The organism is Rhodopseudomonas sp. BR0G17, from assembly GCF_010907025.1.
Lineage (GTDB): Bacteria > Pseudomonadota > Alphaproteobacteria > Rhizobiales > Xanthobacteraceae > Rhodopseudomonas > Rhodopseudomonas palustris_H.
In genome coordinates this window covers 77,743-100,781 of the sequence record NZ_QUML01000013.1, presented here as the reverse complement: position 1 = coordinate 100,781, position 23,039 = coordinate 77,743, and the positions used below count along the sequence as shown (strand labels likewise).

Annotated in this window: 20 protein-coding genes; 9 read left to right on the top strand and 11 right to left on the bottom strand. The window is 64.2% G+C overall.

Annotation, left to right across the window (positions count from 1 at the left end):
* Nucleotides 1-245: 245 nt before the first annotated feature.
* The 3 genes from DY467_RS12620 to DY467_RS12610 are packed head-to-tail and all read right to left on the bottom strand — an operon-like array spanning nt 246 to nt 3,014.
* Nucleotides 246-830 carry a Smr/MutS family protein gene (locus tag DY467_RS12620; protein ID WP_164636430.1) on the bottom strand — a complete coding sequence of 195 codons (585 nt, stop codon included), beginning with the start codon at nt 828-830 and terminating at the stop codon, nt 246-248.
* A 5-nt stretch (nt 831-835) separates the two neighbouring features.
* Entirely contained in the window at nt 836-2,329 is a 1,494-nt protein-coding gene (gene mltA, locus DY467_RS12615) for a murein transglycosylase A (RefSeq protein WP_164636429.1), read from the bottom strand.
* Nucleotides 2,307-3,014: a Tim44/TimA family putative adaptor protein gene (locus DY467_RS12610; RefSeq protein ID WP_164571205.1), complete on the bottom strand. Its 708-nt coding sequence runs from the start codon at nt 3,012-3,014 to the stop codon at nt 2,307-2,309. Before DY467_RS12610 ends, mltA begins: the two co-directional genes overlap by 23 nt.
* Nucleotides 3,015-3,478: 464 nt before the next feature.
* Here DY467_RS12610 and secB point away from each other — a divergent pair, with 464 nt between their 5' ends.
* Complete coding sequence (gene secB / locus DY467_RS12605) at nt 3,479-3,952, top strand: protein-export chaperone SecB (protein WP_011155870.1); 474 nt, start codon at nt 3,479-3,481, stop codon at nt 3,950-3,952.
* Nucleotides 3,953-4,032: 80 nt separating this feature from the next.
* Here secB and dnaQ read toward each other — a convergent pair whose 3' ends face one another.
* The 4 genes from dnaQ to DY467_RS12585 form a co-directional block, all read right to left on the bottom strand.
* Nucleotides 4,033-4,731, bottom strand: a complete 699-nt coding sequence (gene dnaQ, locus DY467_RS12600) for a DNA polymerase III subunit epsilon (RefSeq protein ID WP_107342545.1) — start codon at nt 4,729-4,731, stop codon at nt 4,033-4,035.
* A gap of 35 nt (nt 4,732-4,766) precedes the next feature.
* Nucleotides 4,767-5,366, bottom strand: coding sequence for a dephospho-CoA kinase (coaE, locus tag DY467_RS12595; protein ID WP_164636427.1), 600 nt, complete (start codon nt 5,364-5,366; stop codon nt 4,767-4,769).
* A gap of 96 nt (nt 5,367-5,462) precedes the next feature.
* A complete protein-coding gene (locus tag DY467_RS12590) occupies nt 5,463-6,071 on the bottom strand; it encodes a Maf family protein (protein ID WP_107353891.1) in 609 nt (202 codons plus the stop codon).
* Nucleotides 6,068-6,907 (bottom strand): pyruvate, water dikinase regulatory protein, encoded by an 840-nt coding sequence (locus tag DY467_RS12585; RefSeq protein ID WP_107342542.1) that lies wholly within the window; start codon nt 6,905-6,907, stop codon nt 6,068-6,070. Before DY467_RS12585 ends, DY467_RS12590 begins: the two co-directional genes overlap by 4 nt.
* A gap of 454 nt (nt 6,908-7,361) precedes the next feature.
* On the opposite strand from DY467_RS12585, the gene hemJ reads away from it, so the two are divergent.
* The 7 genes from hemJ (at nt 7,362) to DY467_RS12550 (ending at nt 15,560) form a co-directional block, all read left to right on the top strand.
* The gene (gene hemJ, locus DY467_RS12580) at nt 7,362-7,802 is read left to right on the top strand and encodes a protoporphyrinogen oxidase HemJ (RefSeq protein ID WP_164636425.1); all 441 of its coding nucleotides are present in this window, start codon (nt 7,362-7,364) and stop codon (nt 7,800-7,802) included.
* Nucleotides 7,803-8,063: 261 nt separating this feature from the next.
* Complete coding sequence (rho, locus tag DY467_RS12575) at nt 8,064-9,329, top strand: transcription termination factor Rho (RefSeq protein ID WP_011155864.1); 1,266 nt, start codon at nt 8,064-8,066, stop codon at nt 9,327-9,329.
* A gap of 87 nt (nt 9,330-9,416) precedes the next feature.
* Nucleotides 9,417-10,739 carry a tRNA uridine-5-carboxymethylaminomethyl(34) synthesis GTPase MnmE gene (gene mnmE / locus DY467_RS12570; RefSeq protein ID WP_164636423.1) on the top strand — a complete coding sequence of 441 codons (1,323 nt, stop codon included), beginning with the start codon at nt 9,417-9,419 and terminating at the stop codon, nt 10,737-10,739.
* A gap of 162 nt (nt 10,740-10,901) precedes the next feature.
* On the top strand, nt 10,902-12,770 hold the full coding sequence (gene mnmG, locus DY467_RS12565) for a tRNA uridine-5-carboxymethylaminomethyl(34) synthesis enzyme MnmG (protein WP_164636421.1): 1,869 nt from the start codon (nt 10,902-10,904) through the stop codon (nt 12,768-12,770).
* Nucleotides 12,771-12,943: 173 nt separating this feature from the next.
* The gene (gene rsmG / locus DY467_RS12560) at nt 12,944-13,615 is read left to right on the top strand and encodes a 16S rRNA (guanine(527)-N(7))-methyltransferase RsmG (protein ID WP_164636419.1); all 672 of its coding nucleotides are present in this window, start codon (nt 12,944-12,946) and stop codon (nt 13,613-13,615) included.
* A gap of 28 nt (nt 13,616-13,643) precedes the next feature.
* A complete protein-coding gene (locus DY467_RS12555) occupies nt 13,644-14,498 on the top strand; it encodes a ParA family protein (RefSeq protein WP_164636417.1) in 855 nt (284 codons plus the stop codon).
* Between the two features lie 171 nt (nt 14,499-14,669).
* Nucleotides 14,670-15,560, top strand: a complete 891-nt coding sequence (locus DY467_RS12550) for a ParB/RepB/Spo0J family partition protein (protein ID WP_164636415.1) — start codon at nt 14,670-14,672, stop codon at nt 15,558-15,560.
* Between the two features lie 396 nt (nt 15,561-15,956).
* On the opposite strand, the gene holA is transcribed toward DY467_RS12550, so the two are convergent.
* The 4 genes from holA to DY467_RS12530 form a co-directional block, all read right to left on the bottom strand.
* Nucleotides 15,957-16,988: a DNA polymerase III subunit delta gene (holA, locus tag DY467_RS12545; protein WP_107342535.1), complete on the bottom strand. Its 1,032-nt coding sequence runs from the start codon at nt 16,986-16,988 to the stop codon at nt 15,957-15,959.
* A gap of 56 nt (nt 16,989-17,044) precedes the next feature.
* Nucleotides 17,045-17,608, bottom strand: coding sequence for an LPS assembly lipoprotein LptE (gene lptE / locus DY467_RS12540; RefSeq protein WP_107342534.1), 564 nt, complete (start codon nt 17,606-17,608; stop codon nt 17,045-17,047).
* Nucleotides 17,595-20,285: a leucine--tRNA ligase gene (gene leuS, locus DY467_RS12535; protein ID WP_164636413.1), complete on the bottom strand. Its 2,691-nt coding sequence runs from the start codon at nt 20,283-20,285 to the stop codon at nt 17,595-17,597. Before leuS ends, lptE begins: the two co-directional genes overlap by 14 nt.
* Before the next feature lie 206 nt (nt 20,286-20,491).
* Nucleotides 20,492-22,165 (bottom strand): diguanylate cyclase domain-containing protein, encoded by a 1,674-nt coding sequence (locus DY467_RS12530; RefSeq protein WP_107342532.1) that lies wholly within the window; start codon nt 22,163-22,165, stop codon nt 20,492-20,494.
* 170 nt (nt 22,166-22,335) lie between these two features.
* On the opposite strand from DY467_RS12530, the gene DY467_RS12525 reads away from it, so the two are divergent.
* Nucleotides 22,336-22,995 carry a YggS family pyridoxal phosphate-dependent enzyme gene (locus DY467_RS12525; RefSeq protein ID WP_164636411.1) on the top strand — a complete coding sequence of 220 codons (660 nt, stop codon included), beginning with the start codon at nt 22,336-22,338 and terminating at the stop codon, nt 22,993-22,995.
* Nucleotides 22,996-23,039 lie beyond the last annotated feature (44 nt).

Below are 23,039 nucleotides of genomic sequence, written 5' to 3'. Positions count from 1 at the left end.
ACCCGCGCATCCATCGTTCTCGTGAGATGATGGATTGCCGGGTCAAGCCCGGCAATGACGGGCGTGAAGTACTGATCCGTCGCGGCTCATCATGGGCCACCGCCCCACCTTCCAAGGTCATCGCCCGGCTTGACCGAGCGACCCAGTATCGCAGAGCTTCTGTGGCTAAGTAACACCCGCTCTGGACTACTGGATCACCCGCATTCGCGGGTGATGACGGTGGGTGTTGCTGATGGGCCGGTGAACTAACCGCGCGCTCGTCTCACCCGCACGTACAACGCGCCTTCGCCGCCGTGGCCGATGTGGGCTTCGTCAAAGCCGACCACATAGGCGCGGAATTCAGGGAGGGCGAGCCACTGCGGCACCTGGCGGCGAAGGATGCCGCGTTCGGTGTCGCCGCTCTTGCCCTTGCCGGTGATCACCAGCACGAAGCCGAGCCCGTCATGACTGGCGCGCTGCAGGAAATACAGCAGCGCGTGATGCGCGCGCGCCTGGGTCATGCCGTGCAGATCGATCCGCGCGTCGATGTCCTTGCGGCCACGCGACAGATGCGCCCGTTCGCGGCGGCCCAGCGTGGCGAGCGGCGGGGGGGCAGTTGGGGGCGATGGTTTCGCGGCACGCTTGAGCGGCTGCGGCGGCGCCACCGGCGCCGACTTGATCGCGGGTGCAGGGACCTGCGGATCGGCAATCTCGACCTTGATCAGCCGCGGCCGGCCGCGCAGCGGCTTGATCTGACGGGCCACGCCATCCCACAGCGCCCGCTCGTCCTCGGTCAGGCTGCGCTTGCGGCGCGACATCGGCGGGTCGAGCGGCGGGATGATGCGTTTCATCGAGATCAGCGCAGGTAGCGATGGTGCCGCGAGTGGTGGGAGCGATGCCGTTGAGCCGGCGGCCGTGACGGCGCCGCAGCCGGCCGGCTATCCGGTGTCGGGACAGTCGTGGCTCCGTCTTTACCACCGGACTTCGACGGCGTCGCTGCGGGTTTGTTGGTTTTGGCAGGCGGCCGCGGCTCGGGCACCGGCAGACTGCGGGCGCGCGCAACCGGATCGAGGCTCTTCGGCACCAGCATGGCGAACGCGATCGGATGCCGAATCCGTCCTGCCACTGCACCTGCCTCGGCCCCGGCGCCGAAATACAGGTCGGCCCGCGCCGGGCCGACGATCGCCGAGCCGGTGTCCTGGCCGATCATCAACCGCCGAAACGCTGTCTTCGCGGTCGGGGAATCGATCGGCAGCTCGCCCGTAATGAAGAACGGCGTGCCGTAGACATGCAGCCCCTTGTCGACAGCGATCGAGCGGCCTGGGGTCAGCGGCACGCCTTGGGCGCCGATCGCTTCATCGTCGTCCTTCAGCTCGACCTTACGGAAGAACACGTACGAGCGGTTCGCCCGCCGCAGCTCCTTGGCGCCCTCGGGATTGGCATCCATCCAATCGCGGATGCGGTGCATCGACATCTCTTCGCGCGGGATGATGCCGCGCTCGATCAGGATGCGACCGACCGGCGTGTAGGGGAAACCATTGTGGGCGTCGTAATTGATTCGAATCACCCGTCCGTCGGGCAGTTTGATCCGCGCCGACCCCTGGATCTGTGCGAACAGCAGATCGGTCTGGCTTTTCAGCCAGCAGATCTCCAGACCCCGGCCGTCGATCGCGCCGTCTTCGATTTCTCCGCGGTCGTAATACGGCACCAGCTTGCGCCGGCCGATCTTGCGAAACACCGGCCCGCCATTAGGCAGGGCCGCATCCTGCTTGTAGCCGCGGACGAACAGGTTCGAGGGGCGGCGATACACCGGCACGGTGTAGTCGTCGGTCTTGACCGGCGAGCCTTCGATCACCGGCTCGTAATAACCGGTGACGAAGCCGAGCGGCTCGCCGAGACGGGAGATCTGCAGCGGCACAAAATGCTGTTCGAAGAACGCGCGAGCCTCGGCCGCGGTGGTGACGTGCGCCGAGCGCGCCGCATGACACGGCTCCCACAACGAGCCGCCAAGCGGCTTGTCGATCGAGGGCGCTCGGCCCGCCGCCAGGATTGGCCGGCAACTGACGCGGAAGGTTTTCAGGGCGGCGAGCTGATCGTCGGCGTCCCAACCAGGGACGTCCGACCAGGCGACCGGCAGATATTGGCCGCCCGGGATTTCCAGCGGCCACAGCGGATTCCGATACTTTGCGTGATGCTCGGCGAATTTCGAGACGGATCGGGCGCCAGAATGGTGATGCCGGCTGCGCGCGTCCGCCTCACTCGGCGCAGACAATAGCGCGGCTGCGAGAACGCAGCCGGCCAGGGCGGCGCGGCGCGCGCCGCGTGCGTCAGCTGCCGCTGCCGGTCCCAACCAGCTTCCAGTTCGGATCGCGCGAGCTCGTGTCGCGGGCGAAGGTCCAGACGTCGGTGATGTCGGCGACCTTGTCGGGCGAGCCGTCGACCACCGCGCCTGTCTTGTCGCGGGTCGCCGAGATCATCTGCGACACGAACTTCAGCGTCAGCATCGCGGTGCGATCGCGCAGCTCGGCACTGATCAGCTCGGCCTTCTCGATCGACACGAAGCGGGTCTCGACCTTCAGGTCGTTCTTCTCGCGATCCTTGATCGCCGCATCGAAGCTCTCATAGACCTCGCTGGACAGCAGATCCCGCAGCGAGCGGCGGTCGCCATTGGCGAACGCCATCACGATCATCTCATAAGCGCTCTTGGCGCCGGCGATGAAGTGCTGCGCGTCGAACGAGGAATCGTTCTGGGCGATGGCGTTGAGGCCGTGCTCAAGTTCAGAGTCCGGCTCGGCGATGCCCTTCCAGCGATCGGAGGGCGGCACCACGTCCGCGTTCGGCGCCATCGGCGCCTGGTCGATCACGGTGCCGGGCATCGAGATCACGTTGGTGTCCTGCTTGCCGGGAATCATGTCCCGCGCGGCAGCGCGATCGAACGGCGGCCGTTCGCTGCCGGTGCGCTGGCCGAGCACGTTGCGCAGACGCAGGAAGATGAACACCGCGAGCGCCAGGAAGATGATGGTGTAAATATCCACGTCGCATTCACTTTCTGATCGGGCCGGGGCCTGCCGGCGCGCTTTGGTCTCCGGCCTCGCGACGCCAACGCGGCAGAGAGCCGGTTTGCACCATGTAGGCATCAACCGCGGCGCGCCAATGGCGCGTTTTGGCACAGCCGGTGGGGTTGGCAACCCCCACACAGCGATCTTGGGAGCTGTGGCCCGGCGAGCTTACGCGCTTCGCGCCCCGCCGGAAACCGGTGAGAGGCCCGAAAACCTGGCCGGTGGGCGGTTAAGGAGAGGTTTCGGCGGGCCGTCCCGGGACCTTTAGGCTGTGGGCGCGGTATCCAGCACCCGCCTGCCGGGCTGCGGCCGCAGCCTCTGTCTACCTTGTGGAACGCCGGGGGCGTATGATAGCCACTCGCCAAAGCACCTGCCCATTGTTGCGACGCCCTCTGCAAGTCGGCGGCCGCCATCCAAATCCGCTTCCAGGAGAACCATCGATGACCAACGGTAACGGCACGCCTCCCGAGGGTGCTCCTCCGCAACTCAATGTGCTGGCGCAGTACACCAAGGATCTGTCGTTCGAGAACCCGAACGCCCCGGCGTCGCTCGCCCCGCAGCAGCAGCAGCCCGCGATCAACATTCAGATCAATGTCGGCGCCAACAACGTCGGCGAGAACGAATACGAAGTGACGCTGTCGATCGAAGGCAAGGCCGAATCCGGCAGCAGCGTGCTGTTCAGCTTCGAGCTGGCCTATGCGGGCGTGTTCCGGGTGCTGAACGTGCCGCAGGAGAACCTGCATCCGCTAATCATGATCGAATGCCCGCGGCTGCTGTTCCCGTTTGCCCGCGAGATCATCGCCAGCGCCGTGCGCGACGGCGGGTTCCCGCCGCTGATGCTCGACCCGGTCGATTTCATCGGCCTGTATCGCCAGAACCTCGAGCGCGCCCAGCAGCAGGGCCAGCCGAGCTGATCCGCTCGCCGCTCACGCTCACGACTTTCTGCAATGCCCGGCCGACGCGCCGGGCATTGTCGTTTCGGGAAGACAAATGGTCAGGCGCCGGCGGCCAGATAGTCCGGCCAGATCGCCTTGTCGCCCATGGTGGCGATGAAGGCGCGGTGGGCTTCGAGGTCGGCGTCGGTCAGCCGGTTCGGCAGCGGCGCGGGTCGCTGGCGGCGACGGTTCTCGCTGGCAGCTCCGACCACCTCGGCTGGCACATCGGCCAGAATGAGCTGCGACTGCCGGGCACCAATCAAGTCGATATAGACTTCGGCCAACAGCTCGGCGTCGAGCAATGCGCCGTGTTTGGTCCGGCGCGAATTGTCGATCGCGTAACGCGAGCACAGATCGTCGAGCCGGTTCGACACGCCCGGATGCTTGCGGCGGGCGAGCAGCAGGGTGTCGACCAGGCGATCGCGCGGCACCGGCGCGCGCGACAGCCGTGACAGCTCCGCATTGATGAAGCCGATGTCGAACGAGGCGTTGTGAATCACCAGCGGCGCATCGCCGATGAATTCGAGAAACTCATCCGCCACATGCGCGAACAGCGGCTTGTCGGCGAGGAATTCGCTCGACAGCCCATGCACCGCAAAGGCTTCAGCCGGCATGTCCCGTTCGGGATTGAGATAGCGATGATAGGTGCGGCCGGTCGGCATCCGGTTGAAGATCTCGACGCAGCCGATTTCGACCAGCCGATCGCCGCGCAGCGGATCGAGGCCGGTGGTTTCGGTATCGAGGACGATCTCACGCATCGGTTCTGATCAGGCTGTCTTGGTGGCCGCGCGAATCAGTCGCGCCGGCGCGGTATTTTAGCAGCGGCCTCGAGGATTTCGCGGATCTGAAGCCGCACCGGGTCGAGTCCGTTGGAGGTATCCACCACGAAATCCGCGCGCTTGCGCTTCTCGGCATCGGGCATCTGGCGGGCCAGAATCGCATCGAGTTTTTCAGGGGTCATGTTGTCGCGGGCGAGAATCCGTTCGCGCTGCACCTGCGGCGAGGTCGTCACCACCACCACCGCATCCACGCGCTTTTCGCCGCCGGTTTCAAACAACAGCGGCACATCGACCACCGCGACCGGCGCGCCCGATGATTCGGCATCGTCGAGAAACTGTTGGTGATGAGCGCGCAGCATCGGGTGCACAATTCCTTCGAGCCGCTTCATCGCGGCCGGATCATGAACGACCTTCGCCGACAACAGCGCGCGATCGACTTTGCCGCCGACCGTGGTGCCGGGAAATGCCGCTTCGATCGCCGGCACGGCTTCGTTTTCGTAGATCTTATGCACGGTGGCGTCGGCGTCGTAGACCGGCACACCGGCTTCCGCGAACAGCTTGGCGGTGGTCGATTTGCCCATCCCGATCGAACCAGTCAGTCCGAGCACCAGCATTCCGTTGCCTCCGTCTTTTTCTTCCGCGCGAGACGTTTCAGATCCGATCCCGATCGGTCCTGCGTCTCGCTTGTTGTTTGGTTCGTCGCCCGCGCGTCAGACCGCCAGCAGGTTCTGGCTACGCAGAAAACCGAGCAACGGCAACAGCGGCAGACCCAGGATGGTGAAATGATCGCCGTGGATGCCGTCGAACAGGTGCACGCCGAGGCCTTCGATCTGATAGGCGCCGACGCTGGTGGTGGCCTTGTCGCCGACCACGTCGAGATAAGCGTCGATCTCCGCCTCGGTGAGCGGCCGCATCGTCATCCGCGCGATCGACACATCGGCAAACAACGTGATGCCGTTGCGGACGATAGCAATCGCCGAATGCAATTCATGGCGTCGGCCGGCCAGTTCGCGGAGCTGCTTGGCAGCGGCGGTGCGATCAGCGGGCTTGTTGAAACCACGCGCGCCGAGCGCCAGCGTCTGATCGGCGCCGAGCACCAGGCGGCCGGGATGATGGTTGCTGACGAACGCCGCCTTCTGCTGCGCCAACAGCGCGGCGATCTCCCCCGGCGCACTGAGGCCAGATGCGTCCGCGATGCCTCGCTCATCGATATCGGCCGGAATCGCATCGAACGGAATTCCGGCGTTGCTAAGCACCGTCTGGCGGGCGCGGCTCTGCGAAGCCAGCACCAGCGGCTGCGGCCCAAGCCACAGCGTCATTCCGGCACCTTCTGGCGCTGCCGATCAGCAAGCAGTTTCATGATCGCTGCGGCAGTCTCTTCGATCGAACGGCGGGTAACGTCGAGCAGAGACCAGCCATATTTGGCGCTGAGCTTGCGCGCCAGCAGCACTTCGTCGGTCACGGCCTGGCGATCAATATAAGAGTCATTGCCCGTGCCGGCGCCGAGACTGAGAAGCCGGTTCTGCCGCACCTGGATCAAACGCTCCGGCGACGCATGCAGGCTGACCACCAGCGGCTTCTTCAGCGTCTCGAGCTGATGCGGAATCGGAATGCCGGCGACCAGCGGCACATTGGCAGTGCGGATGCCGCGATTGGCCAAATAGATCGAGGTCGGCGTCTTCGAAGTGCGCGACACACCGACCAGAACCACGTCGGCTTCTTCAAGCCCTTCGACGTGCTGGCCGTCGTCGTGCATCATCGAATAGTTCAGCGCATCGATGCGCTGGAAATATTCGGCATTGAGCGTGTGCTGCGCACCGACGCGGCCCATCGTCGACGCGCCCAGATAGGCTTCGAACAGCTGCATCACCGGACCGATGATCGACAGGCTCGGGCTGTTGATCTCCTGGCACTTCGCCTCGAGCCGGGTGACCAGCTCGGTCTCCAGCAGCGTGAACAGGACGATGCCGGGCGCTTCCTCGATCTCCTGCAGCACGCGATCGAGCTGCTTCTGGCTGCGCACCAGCGGATAGACATGCTCGACCGGGGTGACGTTGGCGTATTGCGCCGTCACCGCACGCGACACCGTGATCAGAGTTTCGCCGGTCGAGTCCGAGACCAGATGAAGGTGAAAGTAGCTGCCGTCGGTCAGCATCGTAGCCCTGTGTAACCTGTGAACAACGGGGCGAGAATCGCACCAAAGCTGACCCCCGGCCGTCGCGGTCGGGATAACCCGGCTTTTTCTTCACAGGCGTCGGGTGAGAGAAGCATTTCGGGATGGCAGTGAGGTTAGCGGGTGAATGTGGATTTGTCTCTCGGTAATGCGGCGACGATCCGGCGCAACCCTCTGATCCTGCAAGAGCCCGACGAACAGACGAGCAGTTGGGGATGGCTGTGAAGATGTGGGTCGATGCGGAAGAACTCTGGAATGCCGTTGGGTGAGTCAAATCCACGGCCACTTAGACTCAAACCTTAAGAATCTATAAATATTGATAAGAAAGCGGGCGCTTGCGGAAATCTCCGCATTCGAGCATTCGATCAACGCGCGATGCGGGTCCTGCGTTCCGGATCGTCTGGCAGCTTCGCGGCACAGCGGAATGGAAGATCGAATGATCGACTGGGTGGATGTCTATCCGTGGGTGAAGACCCTGCACGTGGTGGCGGTGATCTCCTGGATGGCCGGCATGCTGTATATGCCGCGATTGTTCGTCTACCACTGCACTGCCGAAGTCGGATCGACGCAGTCCGAGACTTTCAAGATCATGGAACGCCGGCTGTACCGGGCGATCATGAATCCTGCCATGATGGTCGCATGGGTCGCTGGCTTGGCGATCGCCTGGGAGCAGGGCTATTTCACCTCGGGCTGGTTTCACGCCAAGCTCGCCGCCGTGGTGCTGATGACCGTGATTCATCTGCTGCTCGGCCGCTACGTGCGCGACTTCGCCGCCGACCGGAATAACCGATCTCACAAATTCTATCGCGTTATCAATGAGATACCGACGCTCCTGATGATCGCGGCGGTGCTGTTCGTGATCGTCAAGCCGTTCTGACGGCACTGGATGACGGTACGGCGTCGATCGTCTTGCGTGGACGCAACGGATTTTCTATACTGGCATTCGTCCCACCTAAAGCAGGCGAATGTGGTTGCGATCAGGTTCCTTTCTGAACCGGCCGCCGCATCGGGTCTGAAACCTCCCGCACCTTCCTTGCTCAAGACACCGTCGACCTGAAGACCTGCGGACTCCGGTTATTTCCTCCCGCTTTTTCTTCCGCTGACGAATCCCCAGTCTCGTTTCCACAGGACCACCCCCATGCGGGAAATCAAACTTCAAGACCTGAAGGCCAAGACGCCGGCCGAACTCGTTTCGTTTTCGGAAGAGCTCGGGGTCGAGAACGCCAGCACGATGCGCAAGCAGGAGCTGATGTTCGCCTGCCTGAAGCAGCTGTCGGCCAAAGAAACCGACATCATCGGCGAGGGCGTCGTCGAGGTGCTGTCCGACGGTTTCGGCTTTCTGCGATCGCCGGATGCCAATTACCTTCCAGGCCCGGACGACATCTACGTTTCGCCTTCGCAGATCCGCCGCTTCGGCCTGCGCACCGGTGACACCATCGAAGGCCACATCCGCAGCCCGAAGGAAGGCGAACGCTACTTCGCGCTGCTCAAGGTCAACTCGCTGAACTTCGAAGATCCCGAGAAGTCGAAGCACAAGGTCAATTTCGACAATCTGACGCCGCTGTTTCCGGATGAGCGCTTCCGGCTCGAGATCGACGATCCCACCCGCAAGGATCTGTCGGCACGCGTCATCGATATCGTCGCACCGATTGGTAAGGGCCAGCGCGCGCTGATCGTCGCGCCGCCGCGCACCGGTAAAACCGTGCTGATGCAGAACATCGCGCACTCGATCACGGCGAATCACCCCGAGTGCTACCTGATCGTGCTGCTGATCGACGAGCGGCCCGAAGAAGTCACCGACATGCAGCGCTCGGTGAAGGGCGAGGTGATCTCCTCGACTTTCGACGAACCGGCAGTTCGCCACGTCCAGGTCGCCGAGATGGTGATCGAAAAGGCCAAGCGCTTGGTCGAACACGGCCGCGACGTCGTCATCCTGCTCGACTCGATCACCCGTCTCGGCCGCGCCTACAACACGGTGGTGCCGTCTTCGGGTAAGGTGCTGACCGGCGGTGTCGACGCCAACGCGCTGCAGCGGCCGAAGCGGTTCTTCGGCGCCGCCCGTAACATCGAAGAGGGTGGGTCGCTCACCATCATCGCCACCGCGCTGGTCGATACCGGCTCGCGTATGGACGAAGTGATCTTCGAAGAGTTCAAGGGCACCGGCAACTCGGAGCTGATCCTCGACCGCAAGGTCGCCGACAAGCGCACCTTCCCGGCGATCGACATCTCGCGCTCCGGCACCCGCAAGGAAGAGCTGATCACCGATCCGCAGCTGTTGAAGAAGATGTACGTGCTGCGCCGTATCCTCAACCCGATGGGGACGATGGACGCGATCGAGTTCCTGCTCGACAAGCTGCGCAACACCAAGAACAACTCCGAATTCTTCGACTCGATGAACACCTGAGCGAGTTGGATATCCGGCCATCAAGGGCGCCCCAGCGGGCGCCCTTTTTGTTTGCGTTCGGAACAGGGCCTCGGCAAGACAAGCGCCATGCATCCGAGCGACCAGACCATCTTCGCCCTTGCGACCGGACCGCTGCCGGCGGCAATCGCCATCGTGCGAGTCTCCGGATCGCGAGCGGGCGACGTGCTGACAGCGCTGACCGGATCTCTGCCGTCGCCGCGGCGCGCCGTGCGCTGTGATCTTCGGACCCGCGATGGCGAGTTGATCGATGACGGCGTGGCGGTGTGGTTTCCGGCGCCTGCGTCCGCGACTGGCGAAGACGTCGCCGAATTGCACATCCACGGCAGCCGCGCGGTGGCGGCGGCGCTGATCAAAACCCTCTCGGCGTTCGACGGTGTGCGGCCGGCGGAGCCTGGCGAGTTCACCCGGCGGGGATTCGAAAACGGCAAGCTCGACCTAACGGAAGCCGAAGGTCTCGACGATCTGATCCATGCGGACACCGACGCGCAGCGTCGTCAGGCGCTGCGCCAGCTCGGCGGGGTGCTTGGCGACCGTGCGCGGAGATGGCGCGACCAGATCATCGAAGCGCTGGCGCTCGTCGAAGCGGGGATCGACTTTTCCGACGAGGGCGACGTTGCCGATGAGCTGATGGGGCCGGCGCGGGCGAGAATCGCGGAGCTGTCCGCAGAGATCGCCGAGGTCTTGGCTGAGCAGGGCCGGGGCGAAAAGCTCCGCGACGGAATGGTGGTGGCGATCGCCGGGCCACCGAATGTAGGCAAGTCCACTCTGATCAATCGTCTCGCCCGCCGCGAGGTGGCGATCGTGTCGCCGCATGCCGGCACCACTCGGGATGTGATCGAGGTCCAACTCGATCTCGACGGCTATCCGGTGACGGTGATCGATACCGCAGGACTGCGAGACAGTGACGATCCGGTCGAGCAGGAGGGGGTGCGACGCGCCCGCGCGCGCGCCGCTTCGGCGGATCTGGTGCTGTGGCTGAGCACGGCCACGGATGCTTCCGATCCGGATGTGAGCGGTCCGGAAGTCTGGCGAGTCCGGAATAAGATCGATCTGACGGTCGGCGAGGCAGAAGCCGGCCCCTCACAGCCCGCTTTCCGGATCTCAGCGGCGACGGGCGAGGGGTTTTCGGAGTTGCTGCGCCAGCTGACGCGATTTGCTGCGCAGTATTTTGGGTCTGCAGAAGCCGGATTGATCACGCGGGATCGCCATCGGCTGTTGCTTGCCGAAGCTTCGGCATCGCTGGAGCGGAGTCTGGTGTCGGGACTGGCCGAAGAAATCGTCGCCGAAGAACTCCGCTCTTCGGCTCACAGTCTTGGCCGATTGCTGGGGCGGGTCGACGTCGAGGACGTCCTCGGTGAGATCTTCAGCCGGTTCTGCATCGGCAAATAGGCTCACCGGTCGCCGATCAGTGGCGGTGGTTACGATTGGTTAACCACGATACCGGGATTTCGGCACTGCTGTTTCACGTGAAACAGTCCGGTGAGGTTTAGCCGGTATCAAGGTCGGCGGACTCGCCTTCAAAGCTCCCCGGAGCTGAGCTACAACCCCACCATGCGCACCTCTTTCGACGTCATCGTCATCGGCGGCGGCCACGCCGGCTGCGAAGCTGCGGCTGCGGCGGCCCGGATCGGCGCGGCTACCGCTCTGGTCACCCATCGGTTTGCCACCGTGGGCGCAATGTCCTGTAATCCGGCGATCGGAGGACTGGGCAAAGGCCATCTGGTCCGCGAAGTCGATGCTTTGGACGGCCTGATGGGCCGGGTCGCCGACGCTGGCGGCATTCAGTTTCGGATGCTGAACCGCCGTAAAGGCCCCGCTGTTCGTGGTCCCCGCGCCCAAGCCGATCGCAAACTGTATGCAGCCGCGATGCAGACCGCGATCCAGGCCATTCCGAACTTGTCGGTCATCGAAGGAGAGGCCGACGCACTTCTCTGGCAGAATGGCCGCGTGACCGGCGTTCGGCTCGGCGACGGCCGGGAGTTTGCGGCCGCGGCGGTCGTGATCACCACCGGGACCTTCCTCCGGGGCCTCATTCACCTCGGCGAGCGAAGCTGGCCGGCAGGCCGGATCGACGAGGCGCCGGCGATGGGGCTCTCTGGATCGTTCGAAGCGCTCGGTTTTGCCCTCGGCCGGCTCAAAACCGGCACTCCGCCGCGTCTGGACGGCCGGACGATCGACTGGAGCGCGGTCGAAATGCAGCCCGGTGATGATCCGCCGGAGCCATTTTCGGTGCTGACGCCCGCAATCACCACGCCGCAGATCGAATGCGGCATCACCCGGACCACGACAGCCACCCACGAGGTGATCCGCACCAATGTGCATCGCTCGCCGATGTATTCCGGGCAGATTCAGTCCACCGGCCCGCGCTATTGCCCGTCGATCGAGGACAAGATCGTCAAATTCGGCGACCGCGACGGCCACCAGATCTTCCTGGAGCCGGAAGGGCTCGACGATCCGACGGTCTATCCCAACGGGATTTCGACCTCGCTGCCCGAAGATGTGCAGCGTGCGATCCTGAAGACGATTCCTGGCCTGGAGCGGACCGAGATGTTCCGCCCGGGCTACGCGATCGAATACGACCACGTCGATCCGCGGGAACTGGAACCCACGCTGCAGACCAAGAGATTGCGCGGGCTGTTTCTGGCCGGGCAGATCAACGGCACGACCGGATATGAGGAGGCCGCCGCCCAGGGCTTGGTTGCGGGTCTCAACGCCGGATTGTCTGCCGGAGGCGGCGACTTGGCGGTGTTCGATCGAGCCGACGGCTATCTCGGCGTGATGATCGACGATCTGGTGACCCGTGGCATCACCGAGCCGTACCGGATGTTCACCTCACGGGCCGAATATCGCCTGACCCTTCGAGCCGACAATGCGGACCAGCGCCTCACCGACAAAGGGCTGGCGATCGGCTGCGTCGGTACGGAGCGGGCGGCCTTCCATCAGGATAAAATGGCGGCGCTGTCTGCGGCGAAAGCGCTCGCCCAGTCGCTGTCGATCACCCCGAACGAAGCCGCCAAGTATGGACTGGCGCTGAACCGGGACGGCCAGAGACGATCGGCGTTCGATCTGTTGTCCTATCCGGAGATCGAGTGGTCTCAGGTCTGCGCGATCTGGCCGGAGCTCGGCAAGGTCGATCCGGCGATAGCCGTGCATGTCGAGATCGACGCGAAATATCATGTCTATCTGGAGCGGCAGACTGCGGACGTCGAGGCGTTTCGTCGGGATGAGAGTCTGCGGCTCACCGATGTCGATTATGCCGCGGTCCCCGGCCTGTCGAACGAGGCTCGCACGCGCCTCGAACGGCATCGACCCCACACCGTCGGGCAGGCGGGTCGGCTGGACGGGATGACGCCGGCGGCCCTCGGAATTCTGGCCGCCTATCTAAGGCGTGAACAACGAAAGCGGAAATCGACGGGGTAAGCGCGGGGGCCCAGTGTTTCACGTGAAACACACCATCTCTAAGTTCCGTCGTGTTTCACGTGAAACTTGAGCCCTCGATTCCAAATCGGTGCCGTATTCGATGGCCGGAATCGGTTTGCAAGAATATAATCAGAACAGGCCTGTAGCCGCCTGTCTCCCCGCAGTGAAGTTCCATGCAGCGCGCTGCCAAACCTCTTGTTTCTCTCTCTGATCTCGACGCCGACAAGGCGGCGGCGCTGAAGCTCGTCCCGATCTCATCGGCGCTCGAAGCGCGGCTCGATGCCTATGTCGCCTTGCTGCAGCAATGGCAGGCTAAGACTAATCTGGTCGCTCCATCGACCCTGCCGCAGCTTTGGACCCGTCACGTCGCGGATTCGCTGCAGCTTGTCAGCCTCATGCCCCATGCCCGGCGATGGCTCGACTTTGGATCTGGAGGCGGATTCCCCGGCGTGGTGCTCGCTTGCGCGATGGCGGACGTCGGTGGGCACGTCACATTGGTGGAGAGGATCGCCAAGAAGGCGGCATTCCTGCGCGAGGCGCTCCGCGTGGCGGCCGCGCCGGGCACAGTGATGCTCGCGGACATCGGGGATAACGTGGATAGATTCCCACAGGCGCTCGATTGCATCACCGCCCGTGCGGTTGCTCCGCTACACCAGCTCATCGGTTTTGCCGAACCTCTGATGACCTCCGGAACCACGAAGGCGTTGTTCCTGAAGGGTCAAGATGTAGATGCAGAATTGACGGAAGCTACTAAATATTGGAAATTCCAGCCTAAGCTGCATGCCAGCGTGACCGGTGGCCAAGGCTGGATCGTCGAAATCGACCACATCGAACGACGCACATAACCGCCACCAACCAGCCGAAGAACCTGCCATGACCGTAATTGACGAGATTTATCAAGGGGATAGGTCGAATTCAGAGCCCGGGCGTCCGCGCATCATCGCGCTCGCCAACCAGAAGGGCGGGGTCGGCAAGACCACCACCGCGATCAATCTCGGCACGGCGCTGGCCGCGATCGGCGAACGGGTGCTGATCGTTGATCTCGATCCACAGGGCAACGCCTCGACCGGGCTCGGCATTGATCGCCGCGATCGCAATACTTCGACTTACGACGTGTTGGCCGGCGAAGCGCCGCTGCGCGACGCGGTGGTCGCCACCGCGGTGCCGCGGCTCCACATTGCAGCTTCGACGATGGATCTCTCGGGCCTCGAGCTCGAGCTCGGTCATCGCGGCGACCGCGCGTTCCGACTGCGCGACGCCATCGGCGTGCTCAACAAGGACATCGATCCGCCGCTCGACTACACCTACGTGCTGATCGACTGCCCGCCGTCGCTGAACCTGCTGACTGTGAATGCGATGGCGGCCGCGGATGCGATCCTGGTGCCGCTGCAGTGCGAGTTCTTCGCCCTCGAAGGTCTGTCGCAATTGCTGCAGACGGTCGAGCAGGTCCGCGCCAACCTCAATCCGAACCTGACGATCCACGGCATTGTGCTGACGATGTTCGACAGCCGCAACAATCTGTCGAGCCAGGTCGTCGCCGACGTGCGCCAGTTCATGGGCAAGAAGGTCTACGACACCATGATCCCGCGTAACGTGCGGATCTCTGAAGCGCCGAGCTACGGCAAGCCGGTGCTGGTTTACGATCTGAAATGCGTCGGCAGCGAAGCCTATCTGAAGCTCGCCACCGAAGTGATTCAGCGCGAGCGCGAACTCCGCACCACGCATTGAGGTGCGTGGCCGGCGGCGCCTACCAGGCCTCGTCATTGCGGGCGAAGCAACGCGATCCAGAGCCGGGCAGGGCGCCGGCTTGTTTGCGATGCCGCTTCTCAGTGACGATGCGAACTAACAACTTTCATTTCATCAGTGCGGAGTAGCGACGTGAATCCAAGGGAGCTGGCGATGGCCGATGAGCACCGTTCGCGACTGGGGCGCGGCTTGGCGAGTCTGATCGGCGATGTCGGCGGCGAGGCTACGCAGACCGAACGGCCGCGGGCGCAGCGCAAGGTGCCGATTGAATTCATCAAGGCCAATCCGCGCAACCCGCGCCGCACCTTCACCGACGCCGAGCTTGGTGAACTGTCGGACTCGATCAAGCAGCACGGCGTGATCCAGCCGATCGTGGTCCGCCCGGTGAAGGGCACCGCCGATCGCTACGAGATCATCGCCGGCGAACGGCGCTGGCGCGCGGCGCAGCGCGCCGGTCTGCACGAAGTGCCGATCGTTCCGGTCGACGTGTCGGATGCGCTGGCGCTCGAAATCGCCATCGTCGAAAATGTTCAGCGCGAAGATCTCAATCCGCTCGAAGAGGCGCTCGGCTATCAGGCGCTGGCGGCCGAGTTCAATCGCAGCCAGGAAGAGATCGCCAAGATCGTCGGCAAGAGCCGCAGCCATGTCGCCAACATGATGCGGCTGATCAAGCTGCCCGACGACGTCAAGTCGCTGATCGCCTCGGGCGAACTCACCGCCGGCCATGCGCGTGCGCTGATTGGTCTGCCCGACCCGTCGGCGATCGCCAAGCGGATCGTCGCCGAAGGTCTCAACGTCCGTCAGACCGAAGCGTTGGCGCATGAAGAAGGCGTGCCGGAGCGCAAGCCGCAGAAGCCCCGCGCCGCCTCGGGTGCCAAGGCGGTGAAGGACGCCGACACCGTGGCGCTGGAAAAACGCCTGAGCGACGCACTCGGCATGAAGGTGACGATCGACGATCACGAAGGCACCGGCGCAGTCCAGATCCGCTACACCGATCTTGATCAGCTCGACGACATCATCCGCCGGCTCGAGGCCGGCGGTTAGTTCGCGTTGTTCGTTGATTGAAGCGGATTTGGCCCTCGCCATGAGTTCTGGAGTCCTCATCCTGAGGAGCCCGGCAAAGCCGGGCGTCTCGAAGGATGAGGGGCCCTTGGCTCGCGGCACATGGTTCGAGACGGCGCTTCGCGCCTCCTCACCATGAGGTTGTGCTTGTCGTAAGTACTCCGACGCGATGTCCCGACTCTATCTAACGCGGAACTGCTCTAGTTCGCGTTGTTCTTGGTCGCTTGAGGCGACTATCTCTCGTCGCCGAGGGCGCAGGGGTTATGGAATCCGGGCTCGCGCTCCGCGCGCCCCGGAATGACGAACGAAAGGGTGGTTGTGCCGCGAGGTGCGCGTGACCTGCGCTACGCTAAGTCCGCGCGGATCGCAACAACGAGACTAACTCCGCCGCCTCGCACTGACCGCGATCGACAGCAGCGTGCGCTGTGCGATTGCGGCGCCGAGGGTGGCTTGGCGACGAGTTTCGAGCGCGGCGCTGGCGAGCTGTTCGATGATCTGCCCGAGGCGCGTCGTTGAGAGATTGCGGAGCGCCGTCTCGGCTGCGGCCTTGCGCGAGAAATGCAGCCGCGGAAATCCGGAATCGAGAACCACGGCGGCTGGCGTGCCGCCTTCGACCACGAGGCTGGTCTTGTGCAGAAACGCCGCGTGGCGCTGCGCCGCGAGGATGATCTGACCCGGATAAGTGCCGGCCACCATCGCCTTGGCGAATTCAGTCTCGACCACGATGGGCTTGCCCGAGAATGCAGCATCGACGATCGCGTCGAGCTTGAGATCGGACGCATCCGATACGCAGGTGATCACGTCGTCGAGCGTGACTTCGCCCTTGCCGTGCGCGTACAGCGCCAGCTTCCGCAGCTCATTACGTGAGGCCTGGCGATCGCCACCGAGCAGCGTCGTCAGCACCGCCTTCGCATCCTTGGCGATCTGCAGATTCGAGCCGCGCAGTTCGTCGTCGATCAGCCGGGCGATGTCGGCTTCCGCATCCGGATAACAGCCGATCGCGACGGCGCCGGTGGTCGCCTTTTCGCAGGCCTTGCGCAGTGCATTGTCCGGCTTGATGTCGCCGGCTTCGATGACAACCCGGCATTCTTTCGGCGGCGAGGAGATCAGCGCTTCGACGCCGGCGACGAAACTGCGCGAACCGGCGCGAACGCGGATCGCGCGGCGTCCGCCGAACATTGGAATGGCGAGGGCTTCGTCGACCAGCCGCGACGGCTCCGCGGCGAGCTCGTCGCCGTCGAGCCGGACCAATGCAAATGGATCTTTGGGGTCGTCGAGCGAGGCCGCGATCAGCGCATCTGCGCGTTCGCGCACGAGCCCCGCATCAGGCCCATACAGCAGCACGATCGGCCGGCCGGGATCGGGCCGGGCCAGAAACGAGGTGGCATCTTTGCCGCGAAGCGCAACCATCACTCAGCGCCAGAGCCGAATGTGAACCAACACCGCGTGCTCGGCGGAATCGCCGATCACATCCCGGCGTAGAAGAACGAGGCGAGCCGAGTGTTGATGTTCTCGGCGATCTCCTGCACGGCGCGATCTTCCGCGTCGCGGCCGGCGCGAGTGCGGGCAAAGCGCTGCGACTGGCCGGGCACGTCGTATTCGACGCGCGAGAAGGTGTTGCCGCTCATCACCGTTTTGCCGGTGGCGATGTCCTTGAGCTGATAGCTGGCATCGATCGCGTAGTTTTCGATCGTCGGCAGCTGCGTGCTGGGATCGACGATCAGCGACGACCGCGAAGTCGAGATCGAGATCTTCAGGGTGTACAGCGGCGGCGCGCCGGTGGCGCTGCCGTACAGCTTGAACATCAGCTTATTACGCAGCTCGACGCCAAGGCGGGAGTTACGCGACCCGTTCGGAATATCGAGCGGCGGGACTTCGATGGCGTTCAGCTTATCGCGCAGCGTCGGCGAACCGTCGCCGCGATCGGCGTACATCGGTTGGAAGCAGCCGGCGACCGGGGCGGCCAGCGCAACCGCCAGCGCCAACCGGACGACGAACTTCTTGAGCTCCGCGGGCTTAGCCGACGACATTCACGATCCTCTGCGGGACGACGATCACCTTGCGAACGGGCTTGTCACCCAGGGCCTGTTTTACCGCATCGAGCGCCAAAACGGCAGCCTCAATTTCGCTGGTCGGAGCGTCGCGCGGTACCGTCACCTCGCCGCGCTTCTTGCCGTTGACCTGAACCGGCAGGGTGATGCTGTCCTCGACCAACAGATCCGGTTCGATCTGCGGCCACAGCGCCTCGGAGACCAGGCCGGTCTGGCCGAGCACGGTCCAGCATTCCTCGGCGAGGTGCGGCATCATCGGGTGGAAGAGCTGCACCAGGATCACGGTCGATTCGCGGATCGCCCAGGCGAGATCGGGCGAGGGCGTCTGCGAACGGGCCAGCGCATCACCGAGGGTATTCGAAAACTCCCGGATGTGCGCCAGGCTGACGTTGAAGGCGAGCCGCTCGATGCCGGACAGCACCTTGTCGAGCGCACCATGTGCGGCCTTGCGCAAGGTGAGCGCGTCGGCGCTGAAGCTCGCCGGCCGTTCGGCCGGAGCCGACGCGGCGATCGGGGCCGCATCGTTCACTATCCGCCACAGCCGCTGCACGAAACGCGACGCGCCCCTGACGCCTTCCTCGCTCCAGATCACGTCGCGGTCCGGCGGCGAATCCGACAGCATGAACCAGCGCGCGGTGTCGGCCCCGTAGGTCCCGATGATATCGTCGGGGTCGACGGTGTTCTGCTTCGATTTTGACATCTTCTCAATCGAGCCGATGTCGACCTTGTACCTCAACGTTCCATCTGGGGCCGTGATGATGTGGTCAGCTGGCACGTTTGAGACGTCGAGGACTTGGAAAGTGCTATTGGCGACGCGTTCATTGCCAACCAGGGTAATCTCAACGTTCGCTGGGTTTACCCACTTGCCAGCTTTATCGCGATAGGTCTCGTGCACCACCATGCCCTGCGTGAACAGGCCGGCGAACGGCTCGTCATGCTTGATGTCGATATGACCCGCCGCCTTCATCGCGCGGGTAAAGAACCGGCTGTACAGCAGATGCAGGATCGCGTGCTCGACGCCGCCGATGTACTGATCGACCGGCATCATCCGGTTGACGACGTCCGGCGTGGTCGGCGCCTCGGTGTTCCACGGATCGGTGAAGCGCGCGAAGTACCAGGACGAATCCACGAAGGTGTCCATGGTGTCGGTCTCGCGCACGGCCTTGCCGCCGCACTTCGGACAGGTGACGTGCTTCCAGGTCGGATGATGGTCGAGTGCATTGCCCGGCTTGTCGAACGACACGTCTTCCGGCAGCACCACCGGCAGCTCCGCGTCCGGCACCGGCACCACGTCGCAGGTCGGGCAGTGGATGATCGGGATCGGACAACCCCAATAGCGTTGACGTGAGATACCCCAGTCGCGCAGGCGGAAGTTGACCTTGCGTTCGCCGACCGGCGCGCCGCCGAGCTGCGTGGTCTCGAGCCGCTTGGCAACTTCTTCCTTCGCCTCGGCGATCGTCTTGCCGTCGAGGAAGCGGGAGTTGATCATCCGGCCGTCGCCGTCATAGGCGGTGTCGGTGATGACGAAGCTCGCCGGGTCCTGGCCTTCGGGGCAGACCACCGGCGTATTGCCGAGCTGGTACTTGTTGACGAAGTCGAGGTCGCGCTGGTCATGCGCCGGGCAGCCGAAGATCGCGCCGGTGCCGTATTCCATCAGCACGAAGTTGGCGACATAGACCGGCAGCTTCCAGCTCGGATCGAACGGATGCACGGCGCGGATGCCGGTGTCGATGCCCTGCTTCTCGGCGGTGTCGATCTCGGCCTGCGCGGTGCCGCGCTTCTTGCAGTCCTCGATGAACGCCGCGACCTTCGGGTCCTTCGCCGCCGCCGCTTGCGCCAGCGGATGGTCGGCCGCGATCGCCATGAACTTGGCGCCGAATAGCGTATCGGGGCGGGTGGTGAAGATCTTCAGTTCGGTCTCGCCGGCCGGCGTCGTCGCACTATCGAGCGCGAACCGCACCATCAGGCCTTCGGAGCGCCCGATCCAGTTGCGCTGCATCAGCCGCACCTTGTCGGGCCAGCGATCCAGCGTATCCAGCGCGTCGAGCAGCTCCTGGGCGTATTTGGTGATCTTGAACACCCACTGGTTCATCTCGCGCAGCTCGACCACCGCGCCCGAGCGCCAGCCGCGGCCGTCGATCACCTGCTCGTTGGCCAGCACGGTCATGTCGACCGGGTCCCAATTCAGCTTGCGCTTCTCGCGCTCGACCAGCCCGACCTTCAGGAAGTCGAGGAACATCTTCTGCTGGTGCTTGTAGTAGGACGGATCGCAGGTCGCGAATTCACGCGCCCAGTCCAGCGACAGCCCCATGGTTTGGAGCTGCTTCTTCATCGCCGCGATGTTGTCGTAGGTCCAAGCCTTCGGGGCGACCTTGCGTTCGATCGCGGCGTTCTCGGCCGGCAGACCGAATGCGTCCCACCCCATCGGGTGCAGCACATTGTAGCCGCGTGCCCGCATCGTCCGCGCCACCACGTCGCCCATGGTGTAGTTGCGGACGTGACCCATGTGGATCCGTCCCGACGGATACGGGAACATCTCCAGCACGTAATACTTCTTGCGCAGGTCGTCGTTGCGGGTGGCGAAGATCTTCGCCTCGTCCCATTTCGCCTGCCACTTCGGCTCGGATTCGCGGGCGTTGTATCGTTCGTTGCTCATGAGATCAGGATTCGAAAGATCAGAAGACGGCCGGCCGGTTCGAGCGCGGATCAGGGCGGAAAAACGGGGCGCGGCCGAGGTCGCCAACCGGTGCGGGGGCTCGGGTCAAATCGCGCGCGAAGCGCGCGGACTAGGCCATGAAACATGGTGTCGGGTCAATGGGATGGCGCAAGCCCGGCAGCTCGCCGGGCGGCCCTTGGGTGGCCTCAGCTCGCCATGGCCACGGGGCCGTCGCTGGCCCGGATGAAGCCGTGCTCGACGACGTTGTTGCGGCCGCGATGTTTGGCCGCGTACAGCGCCGCGTCGGCGGCTTCGATCAACTCGGCCGGGGTGGCGTGTTCGCTCGGCAGCGTGCAAGCGACGCCGATGCTGACGGTCACGCGTTCGAACGCGCTGGTTCGATGCGGCAGATCGAGCTGTTCGACGGCGGTGCGGACCAGCTCGCCGACCTGCAGGGCGCGGCCCATGCCGGTTTCCGGCAGCAGCAGGCAGAACTCTTCGCCGCCATAACGTGCCGCGAACCCGCTGGTCTGGTCGGCCACCGCCGCCAACGTCTCGCCGATCCGGCTGAGGCAGGCGTCGCCTTCGGGATGGCCGTAGGAATCGTTGAACAGCTTGAAATGGTCGACGTCGATCATCATCAGCGCCAGGCGGTGCCCGGTCTGCTGGCCCTTCATCCATTCGAAATCGAGCCGGCTCTGCAAGCCGCGACGGTTGGCGAGGCCGGATAGCAGGTCCATCGAGGCCATCACGGTCAGGCGGCTGTTGCTGGCGACCAGCTCGCGTTCGCGCTGGCCGAGCTGCGCCGCCATCGCGTTAAATGCCCGCGCCAGCGGCACAAATTCGGACGGCAGGCGCTTGCGCGCGACCCGGGCCGACCAGTTGCCTTCGGCGAATTTCTTGGCGACCCCGGTCAGCACCGAGATCGGCTGCACGATCAGCCGCTCGGCCGCGATCAGAGCGCCGAGCAGCACGAACAGGCAGACCAGCGCCAGCTGCAGATAGGCGGTGCGGATGTCGCGATTGATTCCCGCGGAGACCTTGTTCTCGTCGACGGTCACGACAAGCCGGGCGCTGGTTCCAGGAATCCGGCTCACGGTCATCAGCCGCCCGGCATCGTCGTGCATGGTGATGCTGCCGCGGCCTTGCGGCGTCTCCGCCATTGCCGGCAGCAGCGACAGACGGTCGAGCTTCTTGCCGATCAGGCTGCGCTCGTCCGGCGGCGCCGCCAGTACGGTGCCTTCGCCGTCGATCAGGGCGGCGTTGACGCCGACGCGGCCGGCCAGGCTGCTCATCATGTCGGACAGCCAGTCCAGATTCATGCCGGCGACGATCACCGCCTCTTCGCCGGTATCGATCGCCGACACCGGGTAGGCGGCCAGGATCGTGCCCTTCTGGGTCTGCCGGCCGACCAGGAAGTCGCTGACGACGAAGTCGTGTGTTTCCAACGCTTTACGGAAATAAGGGCGGTCGCTGATGTTGCTGCCGACGAACATCGAAGAGGTCGAGCAGTGCACCACGCCGTCGGGGCCGGCGACCAGCAGCATCCGGATCGAGGGCAGATCGACCCGCAGGCTGGCGCGCAGAATGCTGCAGCTTCGCCCCGCCTGGGCGGCAGCGGCGTGCACATAGGCGGCCGATTTCAGCACCGCTTCGACCGACGAAATCACCTCGCGCTCGGCGTCCGCGGTGCGCTGCGCTAGCGTCGATAGTTCATTGGCCATGGCGGCGAGCTGAGCGGTGCGCGTCTCTTCAAGCAGACGCACTCGGTCCAGCATCAGCGGACACACCAGGATGAGTGCCAGCACCACGAGCCTGGCCCGGATGCCGAGCAAGGCCCTCAGTTTGGCTTTCTTGCGGACGATTGCGATGCGTGACATCGTTGCCCCTCGACCCCCCGCAATCATCCTAGGTGGAAGGCTTCAAGAAGCCTTTCCTCGATTCATTACAATTTGAGCGAAGCCGGAACCGTGCACAAACTCGCAGCGTTGAGCGCGCCGCCAAGGTCGCTTTTCACCCGCCGCCCACTGTCATCTGGAGCTTCGAGCCGATGAGCGCCGCCGACAATCTGGACGCCGTCGAGGCCGAAATCGTCAATGCCTGTAAGGATGCACGGCGCGAGCGCAGCGAGGTGACGCTGATCGCGGTGTCGAAGACCTTCGAGGCGGAGGCGATCCGTCCGGTCCTGTCGGCCGGTCAGCGGGTGTTTGGTGAAAATCGTGTCCAGGAAGCCAAGGGCAAATGGCCGGCGCTGGTCGAAGAGTATCCCGGCACCGAACTGCACCTGATCGGACCGCTGCAGTCCAACAAGGCCAAGGACGCGGTCGCGCTGTTCGATGCGATCCACTCGGTCGACCGCGACAGCCTGTGCGAAGCCCTGAGCAAAGTGCTGCCGCAGGCCGGACGCAAGGTCGAGTTGTTCGTGCAGATCAACACCGGTGAAGAACCGCAAAAGGCCGGCATCGCTCCGCAGGATGCCGATGCCTTTCTGGTCGCGTGCCGTGAGCGTTGGGGGCTGGCGATCGGCGGGTTGATGTGCATTCCGCCGGTCGATGAAGCTCCTGCACCGCATTTCGCGCTGTGCGCCAAGATCGCCAAGCGCAATGGACTTGCGAAGCTGTCGATGGGCATGAGCGCGGACTTCGCCACCGCGATCCAATTCGGCGCCACCCACGTCCGGGTAGGGTCGGCGATCTTCGGACATCGCTGAACCGGCGAGGGCGGGCGCCTCGATCTGATCGAAGCTTCGGTCTG